Source organism: Pseudoalteromonas sp. bablab_jr011 (assembly GCF_016464045.1).
GTDB classification, from domain to species: domain Bacteria; phylum Pseudomonadota; class Gammaproteobacteria; order Enterobacterales; family Alteromonadaceae; genus Pseudoalteromonas; species Pseudoalteromonas lipolytica.
In genome coordinates, this window is record NZ_JACDWU010000254.1 from 1 (window position 1) to 17,293 (window position 17,293).

Here is a 17,293-nt window from a genome sequence, read left to right on the forward strand (position 1 = left end):
CAGCGATGATTTATAAAAATCTTACTGAAGCCCTTTTGCTATATGGTCTTTAGCTAATTTTGTCCCCACCTGCTTTAAGCAGCTTTAACTGAATAATATTCACATATTTATTCAAAAAACTGCTTAACTGACTGGCATTACGAGCTAAGTCGGGGTTTTTTATCTAATCGAAAAGTTTAGAAGGAATAACGTGCACCAAGTGCGAATGTACGTGAATAAATCGCATTGCTAAAGTTAAATAAATTATCGTTACCTTCTCCGTAGTAGCTTTGATATACATCATCCAGAATATTTGTTGCATCAAATGTCACAACAAAGTCATCATTCACATTGTAGCTAAACTGGAAGTCTAAACTTTGCTCTGGGCGGCTCCAGAACTGTAAAGGGTTGGCAAAGATTGCAGCCTCATTACCTGTATAAAACTCAGAGCGCCATACATAAGATAAACGCATATCGAATGAGTCACGCTCATAAATACCCACGATACTGTATGATTCATCTGAAACACCCGCCATTTCTGATTCAACGTAGTTAGCGATATTACCAGCCTCGTCAAAGTCAGGGGTATCTTGTGAAGAATCAAGTAGTGTGAAACTTGCTTGCACACCTAAGCCATTTAAGTAATCAGGTAATTCTTCTGGGAAATAAACTAGACCTAATTCTAAGCCTGATAATTCACCATTAGAGGCATTTACAGGCGCGCTTAATACGTACGGGCGGGTTACACCATCATTACCTTCACGTACAACAGTTTTTCTTCCAGGAACAACTAAGCCTTCAATTTCACGCTTAAAGTAAGCAGCGTATAGTGAGCTTGTATCCGCAAAGTACCACTCAAGTGAAAGGTCATAGTTAGTTGACTCTGTAGGCTTTAATTCTGGGTTACCGCCAGTGCCTTCACCATAAATAGCCCCCTCTGTAAGTGGATCCGTCCAATACTGAAGCGCATTTAAGTCTGCGAAGTTAGGCATACGCAATGTTTCTGTATACGCAACTCGCCCGACTAGGTCATCTGTAATATTCCAGTTAAGCATGAAACTTGGTAAGACTTTACTTACATCGGCAGTCGCAGCACTGGTATCAAACACATTAGTGTTAGTGCCTGTTTCAGCTGTAAACTTCATATCTTGTTCATAGCTCACATAACGCACACCAATTTCACCACTGATATCTTCCGTTAAGAAAAAGTTAGTTGTTGCATAAAGTGCATATGAATCTTCTTCAATATCAAAGGTTTTATATTTATCTTCCGCTTCAAGCCCATAAATTCCTCGGATCTCGTTCGCATTATTTAGTAAATAACCACCATCGGCAGTAATAAAGCTATCAAAAGCGTCTGCACGGCCATCTAAATAATCATTTACTTGATAAACCACACCTGAGCCATCACCTGACGCCCCAGCTGCTGCAAGTTGTTCAATTAAACTTGCAAGGGATGTATCCGCTATGCCGCTTTCTTGAGTGCGTGTAAATTCTTCTGCAGTACGGCTTTCATAACGACCACCAAATTTAACTCTATCGAAATATGTACCACCAATTAGGTATTCGGCATCAAAAGTAAACGTCAGTGCGTCTCCTCGGTTACCTCCTCCATTATCGTATAATGTACTGGCATTCCAGTTTTCGATGGCAGCCATATCTGCTTCATTTACTGCAGTATTAGGATCATCCCAAAATGCAATGCCTGGCATTCCGTCATTGTCATTAAAATCTACATCTAAACCTGGTGCAACTCGGTTAAACCGCATACCGAAAAAGTCACTTTCAAACTCACTTTCTTGATAAACCAGTTCAGTATTAATTGTTAAGTAATCACTTGCTTGCCACTGAGCCCCTAATGCATATAAGTAGCTGTCTGTTTTTTCTGAGTTAGAGTCGCCACTTTGGAAGCCACCAGCACCAATTGCTTGTTTTTCTTTAACGACATTAGTGCCATCAAATACTGTGGGGGTTTCAATAAAGCCATTACCGTTTTCAAAGGTATTTGAGAACCATAATGCATTTTGAGACTGATTCTCGTAGCCTGTATAGAACCCTTCAGCTGTAATTTCTAATGTTTCATCTGGAGCCCACTGAAGTGATACTGAAGCAGCAGGACGTTTACGCTCACCTGTAAAAGAAGTACCGAAAATCGCATCTCGGGCTAGCAGGTACTCAGTTGGTACACCGTCAACATTTAATGTAGAACCTGAAGAAGTTGGCAAACCACTTTCAAGACCTGCTTGCCAAACTAAATTACCCTGAGAGTCATTATTTGGAATACGAGAATAAGGTGAATAACCAACGGCGGGCTTATCGGTAAAAAATGGGAATGCAGCACCTGCAGTCATCGTATCATCGCGATAATTAGTTTCCGAATAAGAGATATTAAATAATGCACCAAACTCACCTGCACCATCGAGCTCCCAGCGATTACTAATTAATGCGCTGATATTTGGATCAACTTTATCTGGCTGATCAGCATAAATAGCACGCGCCGCTAAAACCACTTTTTCACCGTCAAAGTTGAATGGGCGATGCGTTTTAATGTCGATCGCCCCTGCGATACCACGCTCAATTTGATCTGCCGAACGAGTCTTAAAAACTGTAACACCTGATAGTAAGCTTGCTGGAATGTCTTGTAATGAGACGTCACGGCCCGCACCAGTAAATATAGCACGACCATTAATAGTCGTATTGACGTCAGTAAGGCCACGGATTGAAACCGCACTTACTTCACCCGCTCCACGGCCCGTTGTTTGTACACCCGTCACACGTTGAAGCGCTTCAACCACGTTATTATCAGGGAATTTACCAATATCTTCAGCGACAATAGCATCCACGATTTGAACACTTGCACGTTTTTCATCAAGTGCTTTGTTTAAACTTCCACGTATACCAGATACCTGGATAACTTCCATTTCATTGGCATTTTTCTCGGGAGTATTTGATGTTTCCTCCTGAGCAAAAGCAAATTGACAAGTAAATGCCATAACTACAGCACTGGCTATGTGTGTTCTTTTAAACATAAGCGGTGTTCTCCAAATTATAGTTATATCGGATTTCTGAGGGAATTCCCTCTCAGTTTCCGAGTTGTGCTCACTGCATAGTGCATCGTGTGTTGTCGAAACGGTGCGCGATTAAATCTCTATTTTTCATTTGAATGTATTGCAGCTCAGCTTTAATCATATTGTATGATTATTTTGAGATCAACCGATTATATTAATTAAAAAATAATGCACTCTCGTTAATATAAAGCGTATTACTAGAAATATTTCAATAATGTAAAAGGCATAACACTTTCATTTCAAATAATAGTTAACATCAATATTTTCAATAGGTTAAAATGTGCATTAATTTAATATCAAGATACAAAGTGTAGAAAAAAAGACCACAAATTATTTACGTAAAGTAATTTGCTGTTACTATGATAATAAAAATACAATAGTACAAATAAGCCTTTTTGCTGTATTTCAAACAAATTGTTTCGTGTAAACAATCAGTTACTCAGTACAATTAAAAATACACGATGTATTAACTGCGTATGAGTAAAAATCAGCATTTAAAACAACAATCATTCACAGAGGACACTCATGAGTAAATTGAAAGCCTTAGCGCTACCACTGCTTTTCTCAAGCAGCTTAGCCGTCGCACAAAATCCATTATTCACAGATGTATTTACTGCAGACCCCGCAGCACTTGTTCATAATGACACTGTATATCTCTACACTGGCCATGATGAGGCACCTAATAACGATGTATTTTTCGAAATGCATGACTGGCTTGCCTTTTCGTCTACCGACATGGTGAATTGGAAAAAGCATGGCCCAATTATGAAAGCCACTGACTTTAAATGGGCAAAAGGCGAAGCGTGGGCTTCACACATGATTGAGCGTGATGGCACCTTTTACTTCTTTACCACAGTTCGCCACAACGATACAAAACCGGGCTTTGCTATTGGTGTTGCAACGTCTAAGTCACCGACAGGCCCATTTAAAGACGCCATTGGCCATGCGCTTGTTACAGACGATATGACCAAGCACACACCGAATGATTGGGATGATATTGATCCTGCTATTTATACCGAAGAAAACGGCGACACTTACATGTTCTTTGGTAACTTAGTGCCAAAATATGTAAAGTTGAGCGATGACTTACTTTCGCTTGATGGGGAAATCAAAACACTCGATTTGCCAAACTTTACAGAAGCATTATGGGTGCATAAAAAAAATGATAACTACTATGTATCGTACGCCTGTGAGTTCCCTGAGAAAATCTGTTATGCAATGAGTAAAAGTATTCATGGACCGTGGGAATATAAAGGTATCTTGAATGAAATCGCGGGCAACAGTGAAACCAACCACCAATCAATTATCGAATACAAAGGTAAAGATTATTTTATTTACCACACAGGGGCAGTACCACCAATTGATGGCAAACCAAGTGGTGGGCGTTTTCGTCGTTCCGTGGCTATCGAACCACTTTACTACAATGAAGACGGCACCCTTAAACGTATTATCATGACTACCGAAGGGTTAAGTAAACAAAGCAAATAATACTCTTAGGGCTCTGATGCAGAGCCCTCTTACTTTTGAATCATCCGCTGCTCAATCTTCACTATTAAAACACTAAAACACTTTCCATCTTCCCATTTTTAACACCTTAACCCTTCTGCAAACAACAAAACCCACAAAACAAAGTATTTACAATGCAGTTACCTTTGTGAAATCATTTGCACAATGCAAATAATATTATAAAATTACAATACTACGTTATTATTGATTTTTTATAGCGGCAACATTTTTGACAACAATTACATAAAAATAAATCCCTAATTTAAAGGACACATAACATGAAATTAAATAAATTAGTCATAGTCATAGCCTGCTCTTTGGCTGTGACAGGTTGTGGCAAAGAAGAGGGCACTAAGCTTAACTCGTCTCTTGCTGTCACCGAACCCCAAAGCGCAAAACCCAGTGTAAGTAGCAGTGTTGAATACACAGAATCAGGGAGCGTAATGGTTACTAATGTCAGTGTACATGACCCTTCTGTTGTTAAAGTTGACGACACTTATTATATTTTTGGTTCACACCTTGCTGCCGCTAAATCAACAGATCTTCTGAACTGGGAAATGATTTCTTCGCCCTCTGTAGTAAAAATTGACGGACAAGATGTATTACAAGTCAATGAAAGTCCTTTATTCGATTACAATTACTTAGCAGAAATAGCCGATGGCGTTGAGTGGACTGATGATTACCCAAGTAACTGGGCTGCTAACGTTATTCAAGCACCTAATGGTAAGTTCTGGTTTTACTACAATAGCTGTGGAGAAGATAATACCAGTACTAAAGAGATACCCAATGATCAAATTTGTTTGGAGCGCGGCTACTTAGGATTAGCTGAGGCTGACAACATCGAAGGCCCTTATACAAATAAAGGCATTTTTTTACGAAGCGGCTATCGTAATGAAGCCGAGTTTACAGCCTACCCACTCGATAATGGCCAAACAACCTACAATGGTGGCGTTGATCCTAACGTGATCGACCCTGCAGCATTCTATGATACGAACGGCAAACTTTGGATGGTTTACGGCTCACATCATGGGGGCATTTTTATTCTAGAGATGGACACCGAAACCGGAAAGCCTAAAGCAGGTCAAGGCTATGGTAAGCACCTTCTTGGTGGTGCAGGCCGCTTTATAGAAGGTCCATTTGTCATGTACAGCCCAGAGAATGAATATTATTACCTATTCTACTCGACTGGTGGACTTGATTTAAATGGCGGCTATAACATTCGTGTTGCTCGCTCAAAAACGCCTGATGGTCCGTACCTAGATAACGCGGGTAATGACATTGCAGCAATAGGGGGCCTTGAAATTGGTGAAAAACTAATGGGCGGCTTTGAATACACCCAAGAGCTTGGCGAAACAGCACCCGCATGGGGTTATCAGGCTCCGGGGCATAACTCGGCTTACTACGATGAAGCAACTGGTCGTTACCTTTTAGTTACACACACTCGTTTCCCACAAACATCGACTGAGTTCCCTAACAATACTGAAGCACACCAAGTTCGTGTGCATGAAATGTTTATTAACTCATTAGATTGGCCGATGGCTTCACCGCAACGCTATGTACCGCTTGAGGGCGACAACATGGTAATTGCTGATGAGCTTTACGGTTACTACAAATTTATCAATCACGGCACTGATGTAAACACTGATGCAATTCGTTCAACACATATTGCACTAAACAAAGACCATTCTGTTACCGGTGATGATGTGGGTGTCTGGTACATGATTGATGACTCTAATATTAAACTAGAGCTTGATTCAGGCACTTATTACGGGGTCGCAAAATGGCAATGGAATGACAATAAACAGGATTTAGTTGTTACTTTCTCAGCCTCATCTTTAGATAATGCGACGATATGGGGCACAAAAGTTGCTGAGATCGGTGAAACACAGACAATTCTAGCAACGATACAAGATGCGTTAAATTTAAAAACGGAACTGAGTGTCGCTGACGATGGTTACTCTCTTCCTACGAAAGGTAAAGCAGGTACAACAATTACGTGGCAGTCTAGCAATGAGTATTATATTGATACAGATGGTTCTATTTTTATCCCTACGCCAGATCGCGGCGATCAAGCTGTCACTTTAACCGCAACGATGACACTTAATGGTGAAGTTGCAACGAAAACATTCAATGTAAACCTAAAAGCACGGCCTGAATTTAGAAATGCGATTGCACATTATCAATTTGAAGATTCACTAAGCGATAGTTTAGGCAATCTAGGTGATGCTGGAGTGACTGACAACAATCTATTAAATGTGGGTGCAGGCACAGCCGCTTTCGCTGATGGCCAAACAGGCAAAGCGTTTAATTTTGATGGGGCGACCGGTGTTCGTTTACCAGATAATTTAATTACAACCTCAGATTTCACTGTTTCTTACTGGATCAATCCTGAGGAGATCACTAACTTCTCTCCAACTTTCTTTGCAGCAGCATCCGTTGATAACTGGATAAGTATCGTACCAGCAAATTCACCTTCATTCCTTTGGAGCCACTATTTAGATGAAAATAATAAAGACGTTTGGGGTGATGTAAACCAGACTACACCTGCACCATTAGCCTGGTCACATATTGCAATTACTTATGTAGGCCAAACAGCTACACTTTATAAAGATGGCAAAAGAATTGGCTCAATACAAAGACCCGACATGTTTAATACACAAACCGGCAACTTTGCGCTGGGTGTGAACTATGGCTGGGACTTACCTTTCCAAGGTCAAATTGATGAGCTCATTGTGTATGACTACGCCCTGAATAGTTTTAATATTAACGCTGCGGCAATGACAAACCAAACCAACCCAGATAACTTCCCAGCATTTATTAAGAGTGCGCTTGATTTAGGTGATGTCTCTGCAGTACGTGAAAGCTTCGAGTTACCACGTGTCGGTCCATTTGTGTCAGGTATTAGCTGGACGTCAAACAACGAAGAGTATTTAAAACCAGTCAATGGCACAGCTGTTGTGACTCAACCAAGTGCCTCTGCTGGCGACCAAGTTGTAACATTAACGGCAACCATTAACTACAAAGACTTTACTGATACTAAGTCATTCGATGTGACCTTAAAATCACTTGCACCAGCTGAATACAGCTTCGAAGGTGACTTAAGTGCGCTTAATGGTGCCTACGCAACAGCTAAACCAACAGGTGGGTTAATCAATAATACTGGCGGTAATGTTACATACGTTGACGGTATCATTGGTCAAGCCGTATTCCTTGACGGCTCAGGTGTCCGCTTACCAGATAACCTTATTACAACCAATGATTACTCTGTATCTATGTGGTTAAAACCAGAAAGCTTCACAGATTACACAACTGCGTTCTTCGCAGGTGCAAATGCAGAAACTTGGCTGAGCTTAGTGCCAGAAATGGATAGCGGCCTAACTCGTTTGTGGGCAAATAATGGCGCATTCTTTGATAATGCAGAGCTAGATAGCCGTATCCCTCTCAAAGAGTGGACACATGTTGCCTTCACGGTTGATGGCACCAACGGCGATACGATAAAAATGTACGTCAATGGTGAACTTCAGCTAGAAGCGGGCGGTTTCCCTCGCGTGTTCACTGTACCTGGTGAAACCAATGAATTTGCCTTGGGTGTTAACTACTGGGATACCCCTTATAACGGGGCTATTGATGAACTGAAAATTTTCAACGGCACTGTTAGTAGTGCTGAAGAAATAAAAGCACTCTTTGACGCAGCTTCTGCACAAGAAGAGTAATAAGTAAGGTGAGCTGTCTCACCTTCCTTATTCGTTGTCGTAAAAAGCCAGACTCTGTCTGGCTTTTTTATGCACAAAGCGCTTTTAAACAAGGCAAACACATTGTATTGTAATATTTATAATACAATTAAGGGGTTCTCAATATGCTGCGTTTTCTCATCTTCTCAATGTGTTTTCTATCCTCTGTATGTACAGCAAAAATAATCGATTCAAAAGTCTTAGATAATGGCGGGAATGGCCCTTTCAATGCTGTTGCAACTACCGATTCATCACTTGAAAACTATGTAATTTACCGCCCCAAAGACCTTTTAACTACCGTCAAAAACTCATCAAAATTACCCGTTGTTGTGTTTGCAAATGGTGGATGTATGGATACCTCATACCCTTTTGAAAATATGCTCAGCAATATTGCGTCGCATGGTTATTTAGTCATCGCACTGGGGAAGATGCAATACAGTCTCGATGATAGACAACTTAATAAAGCCAGCAATACGATGATCCCTCTTGCTATCGATTGGGTAACCGCTCAAGCAGCTAACCCCCTGAGTGACTTTTTTCAAATGGTCGATTTAAAGAACATTGCCATTGCTGGCCAGTCTTGTGGTGGTGCACAACTCCTTGCCACAGCGGCAGATAAAAGAGTAAGCAGTTATTTAATGTTTAATTCGGGCATTGGCGATATGACGATGGCCAATGCAGATAAACAATCACTAAAAAACGTGCATGCGCCGATAATTTACCTCGTGGGTGGGCCTACAGATATTGCAACTAACAATGCTCAACTTGACTATCAACGTATTAACCACGTGCCCATTGTGTTTGCAAATCATCGGACAGCCGGTCATTCAGGTACGTTTGAGCAACCTTATGGGGGCTCATTTTCAACCCTAGCTATCAAGTGGCTAGATTGGCAGCTAAAGAATATTGACACCAATGCCACACTTTTTTTGAGTTCACAAGATACCTCGTTTCCGCGCTGGAACATCAAAGCTAAACAATTTTAAAAAGGAATAACATGAACACATCAGTACGACTCAAAAATTTAATAATAATCATAACCTTAACAACAATATCGCATGTCGCTAATGCGTCAGCACTGACGCAAGTTAATGTTGAACAAGGTACGCTAAAAGGCGTTGCTGAAGCTAATTTAACAGTTTTTAAAGGCGTACCTTTTGCCAAACCTCCTGTTGGCGAGTTGCGCTGGAAAGCGCCACAACCACCGGCAAACTGGCAAGGTATACGCGAAGCCAAAGAGTATGCTCCTGCCCCCATGCAAGCAGGTAACCCGGTTTCAGGTATCAGTGAAGATAGCTTGTATTTAAATATTTGGACACCCGCGAAATCAGCAGACGAGCAACTTCCTGTCTTTGTATGGATTTACGGTGGCGGGTTTAGTTTTGGCAGTTCATCAGATCCTATCTTTGATGGCACTCAACTCGCGAATAAAGGTGTTATTGTCGTTTCAATCGCGTATCGAGTAGGGCAATTAGGCTTTTTAGCGCACCCTGAGTTAAATAAAGAAAGTAAAGCGGGAGTGTCTGGTAACTATGGTCTACTTGATCAAATAGCGGCTTTAAAGTGGCTGAAAAAAAATATTAGTGCCTTTGGTGGAGATGCCAATAACCTGACTATCGCTGGCGAATCAGCAGGGGGAATTTCGGTCAGTATGCTTGCAGCATCCCCTTTAGCAAAAGGCTTAATTAACAAGGTGATATCACAAAGTGGTGGGTCATTTGGCCCCACTCGTACTAACAATTACCCTGGAGAAAACATGTCAACACTACAGCAAGCACAGGCTGAGGGGGTCGACTATGTTAAACAATTTGGTGCAACATCAATTGCAGAGCTTCGAGAAATGGATGCCACTAAATTTATTCCTAAAGGCTGGTCATTACCTGGGGGGTGGCCAATTGTTGATGGTTACGTGATTAAAGACGATCAATATACACTTTATCAACACGGGCAATTCAATGATGTACCTGCACTTATTGGTTATAACTCTGATGAAGGATTAAGTTTTGTATGGGATCCTGATGTAAATAAATTTGTAGCTGGCATCAAAAAACGCTACGGCCCTTTTGCTGAAAAGTTATTAGACGCCTACCCAGTTGCCAAAAACAGTATACCTCGCAGTGCCCGTAACCTAGTTCGTGATGCGGCTTTTGGTTGGCACACATGGAGCTGGGCAAAGTTACAAACACAATATGGTAATGCGCCTGTGTACCTGTACTACTTCGATCATCACCCTGCCCGAAAGAGTGGGGCAAAAGATGAAGATCACGGCTCTGCTCACGGTCATGAAATTGCGTACGTGTTTAAAAACTTGAATAAGTCAGATCCCAATGTCACACCAAACGACTTAAAAATGTCAGAGGTTATGGCAACGTATTGGACTAACTTCGCTAAAAACGGGAATCCCAATAATAACGCACTACCAAACTGGCCAGCTTTTGATGATGAAAAGCCGAGTACAATGTACTTCCAACAACAGCCAAAAATAGGGCCTGTGCCAGACATCAAAGCACTCGAAACGTTAGATCAGTATTTTCAGTGGCGTCGAACAGCAGAAGGCGAAAAATGGGCAAATAAAGCGGCTAATTAAACATTAATCTTATAGAGCAGTGCAGGTTTAACTTTTAAAAAACCTGCGCCATGCTCCCGTATTAACTTACTTTAATGGGTCGTTGAACGTGTCTTAATAAGGTGACTAGTGCGCAGTTTTACTCACTTTTCCAAAACTGCCACCACTTTTTGCTACTCGCGGTATCTGCTTTACTCAACGCTGAGCTTGCTGTTTCATGGGGATACCTTATACGATAAGACGGATCACTAAAGGCAGGGTTCAGTGCCGTTGAGTTATTCATTCGATCATAGTCATCTAAGTGGGGATTAGAATAAAACTCTTCGACTGGATACGGTAAATAAGCCTCGTCATACCCTGAATATTCAAAAATAAAACGTTTCGCTTTTTCATTTCTAAGGAATGCATTCCGAAACAAATGCCATTCAGCATCATCAATATTCATATAAAAATATTCACTCGCATCCAGAATGAGATACTCGTACTCTAGCTCATCAAAAAGCGCGATTGTCTTATCTAAATACCCTATCGCTATTTCAGGCTCTTGAAATAATTCAGTAAAAAACCGATGTGAGTTTTCTATATTTTCTTTCGCTTTTTTGACCGTCGTACACGGTAAAGAGATCGTATCGTAGTGTAAATTACCCTCTCCATCCATGTATTCAATTTTAGACTCGATGAAATCATCTTCATTGAAAAACATTAACCAGACTATTGGTATTTGATAACCTGCTTCAGCTAACTCAATGTACTGACCACCTTCACTTTGCAGCTGATGCACACTTGAAATTGGTTTACTTGAATTAATTAAATAAGACATTTACAACTCCTACTCCCTGAGAAAGCAACCAGCGCATTCCCTTAAACTGTATAATTATACCTTCACGTTATATTAACCGGAACAAAAAAAGCCACTCATAAATGAAGTGGCTTTGGTTTGAGTCGATTCTTTACTTATGACTTAATGTGGTTCACGCAGGTGGAACACTTGGCACTTGTTACCTAAATCGGGTTGTTGTGCAAAGTTAGTGTTTTCAGCCAAACCACAGTTACTTAAGCCTAATGCTTGTTTTGTGTAACGGTTGATAAGCATGATGCCACCGCCTTCAACTGGGGCAATGCGCCACTGTGCTGTTTTCGCGGCACACGAAGCCATTTCTACATTGGCACCCGGCACGAGTGCATTATCGGCTACTGCAGCACAGAACTCGCTGTCAGCGCTTTGTTTAAGGCTTACATAACCCGTATCTGTTGGTGTGAAGAACCATTGCTGTGCGTCTTTATGCGTATAAGCGTGTTGCTCAACATTAGTACCTGCTTTAACTGTACCAGCTACGCTCAACGCTTTACCACTTTGTTGGCTTAATACCACAACACTGCCCATAGGGCGTAATTGCCAGTCGCCACACGCTGTTGTGTCGCTTTGCTGTAAAACCGCTTGATTTTGCGCAGCCGAACACCCTGCAACCGCTAAAGGTTTGCCTGTGTAACGGTTAGTAATAGATACATTACCATCTGTGCTTGGAGCTACTTTCCATTGCTGGCAGAAGTTATTGCGCCATGCCGCAGATTGTACTTTAGCGTTGTCAGCCTCGTTACAGCTTTCAAGCTCTAAGAACTTGCTGTCTTCGCGGTTGGCTAAACGAACAAAACCGTCTGTTGTTGCATCAATAACCCACTGACCATTGGTGCTTGCACACTGGCGCTGCACTGCGCGCGCATCTTGTGGGTCTGCAGCGATGTCTAAACATAGGCCACTTGTGGCATTCACTAATTGGTAGCGTTGACCTTGTACACGTGTTACCAGCGGGCCATATTCACCTGATGGTGGGGCGACTTCAACACCCGGCGTTAATGGTTTACCAAAGTTTGGTGTTCCATCGTTGTTCCAAGTGAATTTTTGCGCACGTAAAGAACGCGTTGCGCTACAACCGTGCTCTACTGAATCATTACCATGGTAAACCAGCCAATCTTCAGTGCCATCTGGCGACGTGAAGAAACCATTATGACCTGGGCCAAATACGTCTTCTGTGCGCTCAAATACCGGCTTGTCGTATTTTTTCCAGCTGCTGGCTTTAAGTGGATCATCACCTACAAGCTCAAGCATACCCAGCTTGTAGTCAGGGGTATTACAGAAGCTTGCTGAGTACGTCATAAACGTACGCCCATTGTGCTGTATAATTTCAGCGCCTTCCGTTACTTTACGACCACTAATTTCCCAGTCTAGCTCAGGACGCGTGATTACCGTGTGTGGAGAGTTCTTTTTCAGTGTCCATGGGTTTTCCATTTCAGCAATAATGTTTAACTGTTGATCGCCCTGCCACTGTGAGTAAATCACATACAGTTTATCGTTGTATGTAAGGTAGTTACCGTCGATATTCCATACGTTTGGCATTAATGCCCCTTTGTATTCGTATGGACCCATAGGGTCATCACCGGCACTTTCTAAAACATTTAAGTGTTGGTTATCTAGCGTGCCATCGGTACCGGCTGTGTACATCATGTACCAACGATAGCCATTTGGCCCTTTTAGGCGATGGAATTCAAACGCCCAGAAGTTACAACAACGTTCAGGGTTTGAATCTGACCACACATTGACAGGTGTTGCATCTGCAAGACCAGCAAGTGTGGGCGATTTTCGCATCACTAATTCAGAAGTCCATGTTGTTGTGGTTAAGTAATAGTTACCATCCCAATACTCAAGCCATGGATCGGCGCCATTAGGAAACAGCGGATTGGTAAATATGCCATTATCTTGAATGGGCGCTTTTTCTGTGGCTGCTACATCAGTTTTTTTAGCGGTGTTGTCTTCAGCCGTTGTCTGACAGCCAGTCAGCGCGCCAAACGACAAGGCAAATAGGCTGGCTAAACCGGCCTTTTGCATTGCGCTTTTAAGCTTTGTTGTTTTCACGTTTGTGTTCCTTTATTTTGTACCAAATTCGTACACGATGCGTGTTGAGTACACGTCACCCGGTAATAATGTTGTGCTTGGGAACGTTGGCTGATTGGGTGCATCAGGGAAGTGTTGTGGCTCTAAACAAAAACCACTTCTGAAGTTATGCACTAAGCCAGACGCTTGCTTGCTACTACCGTCTAAGAAGTTACCTGAATAAAACTGTACGGCAGGCTCTTCGGTGTAAACGGTTAATGTACGACCTGAGTTTGCTTCGTAAACCGTTGCCGCTTCTACAAGCTCTTTGCTTGGTGTGTCTTTTAGTACAAAGTTATGGTCGTAGCCTTTACCAAGCTGAAGCTGTTCATTGCTTACTTTTATATCTTGACCAATTGCTTTAGCAGTACGGAAGTCAAACGGTGTGCCTGCTACATCCATTAACTCTCCCGTTGGGATTAAGCCACCATCTACAGGCGTAATCGCTTTGGCGTTAATTTGCATTTGGTGATCAAGAATGTCGCCTTTACCCGCTAAGTTAAAGTAGCTGTGCTGCGTCATATTGATAATGGTAGGCTTGTTCGTTGTAGCAATAAACTGCATGTCTAGCGTGTTGTTATTGGTTAACGTGTAAGTCACTTCAGTGGTTACTTCACCTGGGTATCCTTGGTCACCATCGGGGCTAACAAGGCTTAGGGTCACGCCTGCACTGTTTTGCGTAGTGAACGGTGTCATGTTCCATACTTTTTTGTCGAAACCTTGCACACCCCCGTGTAAATGATTGTCGCCGTCGTTAGTGGCAAGCTGATATTCGGTGCCATTTAACGTGAATTTACCGTTCGCAATACGGTTACCAAAACGACCGATGATTGCACCGTAGTAAGTCGTTGCTTTTGTGTAAGCGTCTAGGTTATCTAAACCCAGTACAATATTACCCATTTCGCCTTTTGCATCTGGCGTTTCAATGCGCGTGATAATACCGCCGTAGTTGATTACATCAACACTAATGCCATTGCTGTTAGTGAGTGTTACTTGATTTACAGGGGTTTGATCTGCAAGCACGCCGTAAGCCGTCATAGATGCTGAAGGGGAAGTTGTCATATTGTCTCCTTGATGAGCACACGCTGGTGTAAGGGCAATCCCACATGTCACCAACAATGCATAAAGCCCGCGCGACTTTTTCGTGTTCGAACCGGCTGTTTGATGAGTTGTTTTTAAACCTTGGAAAACACATTGCAATGACATATGAATAACCTTTTTTTAATTGTATTTATAGTTTTATAATACAAATAAGGGGATCATTGCAAATTTAATCGCTAAAATTGGATTTTGCCGTCTTTTACCATAATGCAGTCCATGCCCGCACTTTTTGCTGCTTGATAGCCAATTTGCGTATCTTCAAACACCACGCATTTACTGGGTTCAACACCTAATTGCTCAGCCACTTTTAAAAACGTTTCTGGGTCTGGCTTACCTTTACTCACATCACTTGCGGTAACTAAGGCGCCTATTTTATTAATTAAATTAGTATCTGTTAGGTGATCAATTGCATGCTCGCGGTCAGCCCCTGTACCCACTCCCATTGGCAGTACACCATGGTATTTCTCAAGTACAGCGACGGTTTCGTCAATTACCAATGGATGGTGCTGTAAATCAACCCAAAATTGGTGCTTGTCTTTAGCAACAACGAGAGGGTCGTGATCTAAACCAAATTTTTCATTGAGCATTTCAATGGTTTTAACGGTCGGTATGCCACCCAAGCTATACATGTAGTCGTAATCGAACGGATAACCATACGCTTCACAGGCTTTCTGCCATGCTTGCAAATGACTGCCCATTGAGTCAATTAAGGTGCCGTCCATATCAAAAATAATGCCTTGGTAGGCGCTTAAGTCGATCATATCTACTCCTAAAAAGTGTTACTTCACAATAGCATAAGCCAGCGAGGAGCGAGGCTCATCACTGGCTTAATCGACAACAAAATTTGACTGAACATGCTAAAAGCATGCCCTAGTACTTTATGTACTCGTTTTTACAGGCCACGTTTTAGCATGTAATAAGCTGCGTTATGACGAAGCTCTGTTTTGAAACCACGAATTGTCGTATCGTTATCGATGATCATCGTTTCAACGCCAGCCATTTCAGCAAAATCAACGATCATATCAGTTGTGACTGCTTGGCTGTATGCAGTGTGGTGTGCACCACCAGCGTGGATCCATGCAGCAGATGCAACAGATAGATTTGGTTTTGGTTCCCACAGTGCTGAAGCCACTGGTAAGTGAGGTAAATCAGCTGGCGGAGCCACTGTATCTACTTCGTTGATTAGAATGCGGAAACGGTTACCCATATCAATTGGTGATACGTTAATTGCAGCGCCTGGCTTTGCAGTAAACAATAAACGGCCTACATCACACTTCACACCGATCGTGTGTTGGTGAACTTCTAAGCGTGGTTTTTGTGCTGCAATTGAAGGACATACTTCTAACATGTGCGCGCCAAGTACTTGGTCAGTCTCACCCATGTTGTAAGTGTAATCTTCCATGAATGAACAACCGCCTTCACGGCCTTCACCCATTACTTTCATGATGCGAACCATCGCAGCTGTTTTCCAGTCACCCTCACCACCGTAGCCATAGCCTTTCGACATTAGGCGCTGTGTAGCAAGACCCGGAAGACCCGAAAGACCTGATAAGTCTTCAAAACAGTTTGTGAATGCTTTAAAGCCGCCTTTCTCTAAGAAACGCTCCATACCAAGCTCTAAACGTGCTTCGTTGCGCAGCATTTTCACGGCGTAATCGTCTTGTAGAGTTTCGTCAGAAATCACATAGTCTTGCTTATAAAGCGCTAACTGTGCATCGATTTCGTCTTCTGTGATTGTATCAACCACTTTTACAAGCTCAGCGACACCAAACGCGTGTACTTCATAACCAAAGGTGATTTGTGCTGAAACTTTGTTACCTTCCGTTACCGCTACTTGACGCATGTTGTCGCCAAAACGCGCTACTTTAAGTGTTTGGCTTTCTGCCCAGCCTTTCGCCGCACGACACCAGTCATCTAACTGCTGTTGTACGTCAGCACGTTGCCAGTGACCCGCAACCACTTTGCGCTCTTTACGCATTACTGTACCGATGAAACCGAACTCACGGTCACCGTGTGCACTTTGGTGCGTATTCATGTAGTTCATGTTGATGTCAGACCAAGGAAGGGCTGCATTGAACTGAGTATGAAGGTGTAACCAAGGCTTACGTAATTCGCTTAGGCCAGCAATCCACATTTTCGCAGGTGAAAAAGTGTGCATCCATAATACTAAACCAACACAGTTAGGATCGGTATTTGCCGCTTGGCAAACAGCGTGAATTTCTTCAGGTGACTTAACGGTAGGCTTACATACCAAGTTTACTGGTAGGTTCGCTTCGCTGTTTAAGCCCGCTACAATTGCTTCGCTGTCTTTGGCAACCGTTTCTAACACCTTAGGACCATAAAGATGTTGTGAGCCGGTAACAAACCAGACTTCTTTCGTCATCGTCGTCATGTTAATAATCCTCTAAATTCT

Annotated in this window: 10 protein-coding genes; 4 read left to right on the forward strand and 6 right to left on the reverse strand. The window is 42.3% G+C overall.

The features are described 5' to 3' along the window. Positions 1 to 176: 176 nt before the first annotated feature. Entirely contained in the window at positions 177 to 3,008 is a 2,832-nt protein-coding gene (locus tag JIG41_RS14965; protein ID WP_199525034.1) for a TonB-dependent receptor, read from the reverse strand. A gap of 564 nt (positions 3,009 to 3,572) precedes the next feature. On the opposite strand from JIG41_RS14965, the gene JIG41_RS14970 reads away from it, so the two are divergent. From JIG41_RS14970 to JIG41_RS14985, 4 genes are all read left to right on the forward strand, one after another. Next, positions 3,573 to 4,535 (forward strand): glycoside hydrolase family 43 protein, encoded by a 963-nt coding sequence (locus tag JIG41_RS14970; RefSeq protein WP_065979497.1) that lies wholly within the window; start codon positions 3,573 to 3,575, stop codon positions 4,533 to 4,535. Positions 4,536 to 4,831: 296 nt separating this feature from the next. Next, a complete protein-coding gene (locus JIG41_RS14975; RefSeq protein ID WP_065979498.1) occupies positions 4,832 to 8,266 on the forward strand; it encodes a LamG-like jellyroll fold domain-containing protein in 3,435 nt (1,144 codons plus the stop codon). Positions 8,267 to 8,409: 143 nt separating this feature from the next. Beyond that, entirely contained in the window at positions 8,410 to 9,270 is an 861-nt protein-coding gene (locus JIG41_RS14980) for an alpha/beta fold hydrolase (protein ID WP_065979499.1), read from the forward strand. 11 nt (positions 9,271 to 9,281) lie between these two features. Next, entirely contained in the window at positions 9,282 to 10,871 is a 1,590-nt protein-coding gene (locus tag JIG41_RS14985; protein WP_065979500.1) for a carboxylesterase/lipase family protein, read from the forward strand. Positions 10,872 to 10,989: 118 nt separating this feature from the next. Here JIG41_RS14985 and JIG41_RS14990 read toward each other — a convergent pair whose 3' ends face one another. The 5 genes from JIG41_RS14990 to araA form a co-directional block, all read right to left on the reverse strand. Continuing rightward, on the reverse strand, positions 10,990 to 11,670 hold the full coding sequence (locus JIG41_RS14990; protein ID WP_065979501.1) for a hypothetical protein: 681 nt from the start codon (positions 11,668 to 11,670) through the stop codon (positions 10,990 to 10,992). Positions 11,671 to 11,811: 141 nt separating this feature from the next. Continuing rightward, a complete protein-coding gene (locus JIG41_RS14995; RefSeq protein ID WP_230236565.1) occupies positions 11,812 to 13,761 on the reverse strand; it encodes an RICIN domain-containing protein in 1,950 nt (649 codons plus the stop codon). A gap of 12 nt (positions 13,762 to 13,773) precedes the next feature. Next, entirely contained in the window at positions 13,774 to 14,841 is a 1,068-nt protein-coding gene (locus tag JIG41_RS15000; protein ID WP_249406682.1) for an aldose epimerase family protein, read from the reverse strand. 215 nt (positions 14,842 to 15,056) lie between these two features. Continuing rightward, positions 15,057 to 15,641, reverse strand: coding sequence for an HAD family phosphatase (locus JIG41_RS15005; protein WP_036973623.1), 585 nt, complete (start codon positions 15,639 to 15,641; stop codon positions 15,057 to 15,059). Between the two features lie 131 nt (positions 15,642 to 15,772). After that, the gene (gene araA / locus JIG41_RS15010) at positions 15,773 to 17,272 is read right to left on the reverse strand and encodes an L-arabinose isomerase (RefSeq protein WP_036973624.1); all 1,500 of its coding nucleotides are present in this window, start codon (positions 17,270 to 17,272) and stop codon (positions 15,773 to 15,775) included. Positions 17,273 to 17,293: the final 21 nt, after the last annotated feature.